This window comes from Collinsella sp. AF18-8LB, assembly GCF_003459795.1.
GTDB lineage: Bacteria > Actinomycetota > Coriobacteriia > Coriobacteriales > Coriobacteriaceae > Collinsella.
On the sequence record NZ_QRWU01000019.1, the window covers coordinates 1 to 2,508 of the forward strand.

The window sequence follows — 2,508 nt, forward strand, 5'->3', positions numbered from 1 at the left end:
TTGGTGAACAGGGGCTCGTCCCCGTTATCGAACGCGATCTCGGCCACGAGGCTTCCCCTGCCATCGTCAGTGACCGTCACCGTGCCCTCGTACACCTTCTTGTCGTAGGTTACGCCCTCGGCCTTGCCCGCAACCTCGCGCACCTTGAAGCGATATTCGCCCGCAGCGTCAAAGGTCATCGGGTCAAATACAACCATGCCGGCAGCGTCATTGGTGGCGGTAACGGTCTTGGCATCGCCACCCTGCCCGTAGCTCAGCTCGAAGGTGAACTCGCCTGCGGCAAGCTTGCGGCCGTCGAGCTTCTTGCCGGCGACGATGCTCGCGGAGGCGGGATCGACCGCATACTTGTTCGCGAACATGATACCGCTCGTCGTCGTCGCGCCGTCAACGCTCCAGGCCACGGCCAGCGTGCCGTCGAGCTTGTCGGTCACGACCGCGCTCACCGGGTACACGCTTCCGTCGTAGCTCACGCCGTCGATCTTCTTGCCGCCGGAGACCTCGGCAAGGACGTACCGGTACGTGCCCGGCTTGTCGAAGGTCACCGCAGGCAGCTCGACCTTGCCGCCGGCATCGTTCTTGGCCGATGCCACAACGGTGCCGTCGAGCTTGGCGAGCCGGAACTCGAACTCACCCGCCGTGATGGGACGGCCTGTCAGCGTCTTGGCGATCGCGAAGCCGCCGTCCGCCGTCAGGCTGGAGCTCGCGGGGGTCGTACCATACGTGTTGTTGAAGGAGAACATCGGGCCGTCGGCAGGGCTGGTCGTGGCCTCCAGCGTGCCGTCGCCGTTGTCGGCGATCGTCACGGTGAACGTCTTGCCGCTCTGGGCCGCAGCGTCATTTGCGACACCGGCAACAGAGCCCGTCTCGGTCACCTTGTAGGCGAACGTCTTGCCCGCATCGGCCAGGGTGTAGGTGGCGTTACCGAAGGTCACGTTGCCCGCAGGGCCGTTCTTCGCCACACGCGCGTCGGGCATGGGGGCACCCGGGGTCACCGCCTCGATCTTGAACTCGTATTTGTCGGCGATGTCGGCAATCGTCAGACCGAGGGCCTCGTCTTCCAGGCTCAGCCACTTGGCGCCCCTGAACTCCACGCCCACCGAATGCGTGTCATACGTGTTTTGGAACGCCAGGGAGTTGGAACCCGCCGGATACGCGACCTCGGGCGAAAGCGTTCCGTCGCCGTTGTCGGTCACCACGACCACGATCTGGAAAGTGAACACGCTGCCCGTCACGCCCTCGGGAAGGCGTGTGGTCTGCTCGGCAACCGTGTACTCAAAGCGGTACGTTCCGTCCGCACCCTTGGCCGCGGTGCCGTCCGCGAGCGCCTGCTCGATCTTGGCGGTCGTGTAGTTGATGCCGGTGAAGACGATCTTGCCCGGTTGACCCTTGCCCGCGGCGACGTTCGAGCCCGTGGCAACCGTGGCGCCGCGTGCATCGAGCACCACGTAATTGAACTCGCCGGCGTTAAGGTCGCGACCGGACAGGGTCTTTGCGGCCTCGATCTTCACCGCTGCCCTCTCGCCTAAATCACCCGTCGCACTGTATTCGTTCACGAACGGGACCTCGGCACGTGCGGCGCCGGTGGCGGGGGCATCACCCGTGGCGTAGGTATACGTCTTGTCGTCCGCCGCGCCGCCGGAGACCTTGGTGGTCACGGTCAGCTTGCCGGTGTTCGCATCGTCGGACACCGCGATGTCGACCGTGTAGCGCGTATCGTCGTTGTCGTAGCCGGCGCCGCCCTTCCTGCTCTCATACACCTCGAACGAGAAGGTCTTGCCGTTGTCCGCCTGGTTGAACTCCACGCCGCCGCCGAGCAGCTTCACCACGACTTTTTCGCCGTTCAGCGCGGGCTGCGCATTGGTGAACTCCTCGCCGCCCTGCTTGATGCCGAACTTCCGCGCCGTCGCCTCGTCCTTCGGCTTCACGGTGAAGCCGAACTGGCCGCGCACCAGATCGTGGCCGTTCAGAGTCTTGGTGATGGCCAAGCCGCCCGCCGCGCCATAGTTTACCTTGGACTCGTACGTGTTGGTGAACACGCCGTTCAAAACGGTGCCGGCGACAGCCGCCGTCAGATTTCCCTTGAGGTCGTCGGTCACCGTCACGTTGAGTGTGGCCATCTCCTTGGAGTACGTGACGCCATTGCTCGAACCGCCGGTTCCCGGTTGTCCGTCAACGCCAAGTTCCTGGACGTGGTAGCTGAAGGTCTTGCTACGCTTGCCGTCGGCGTTCGCGGTCGCTTCGGCCATGTCGGCATCGGTGAACACGATGTCGCCAAAGCCGAAGCCCACCTGATCGCCATCCTTCTTGCCCGCGCCGGTAACCGTCACGGTCTTCGCACCGTTCACGGCGTCCTCGGGCATGGGTGCGTCGTCGACCGGAGTCAGCTCAAAGCGGAAGCTGTCGCCCGCCAGCCAATCACGGCCATCGAGCACCTTGTTGAAGAGCGCATCCGCAGCGGTGGGACCGGTGTCGAACGTCGCGCCGGGCGTCTCATACGTATTGGTGAAC

The 2,508-nt window shown here is 64.4% G+C and carries 1 protein-coding gene; it reads right to left on the minus strand.

The window, feature by feature from the left end:
- A partial coding sequence (locus DWX25_RS09345; RefSeq protein ID WP_304650835.1) for a Spy0128 family protein occupies positions 1–2,508 on the minus strand: 2,508 nt, incomplete at both ends.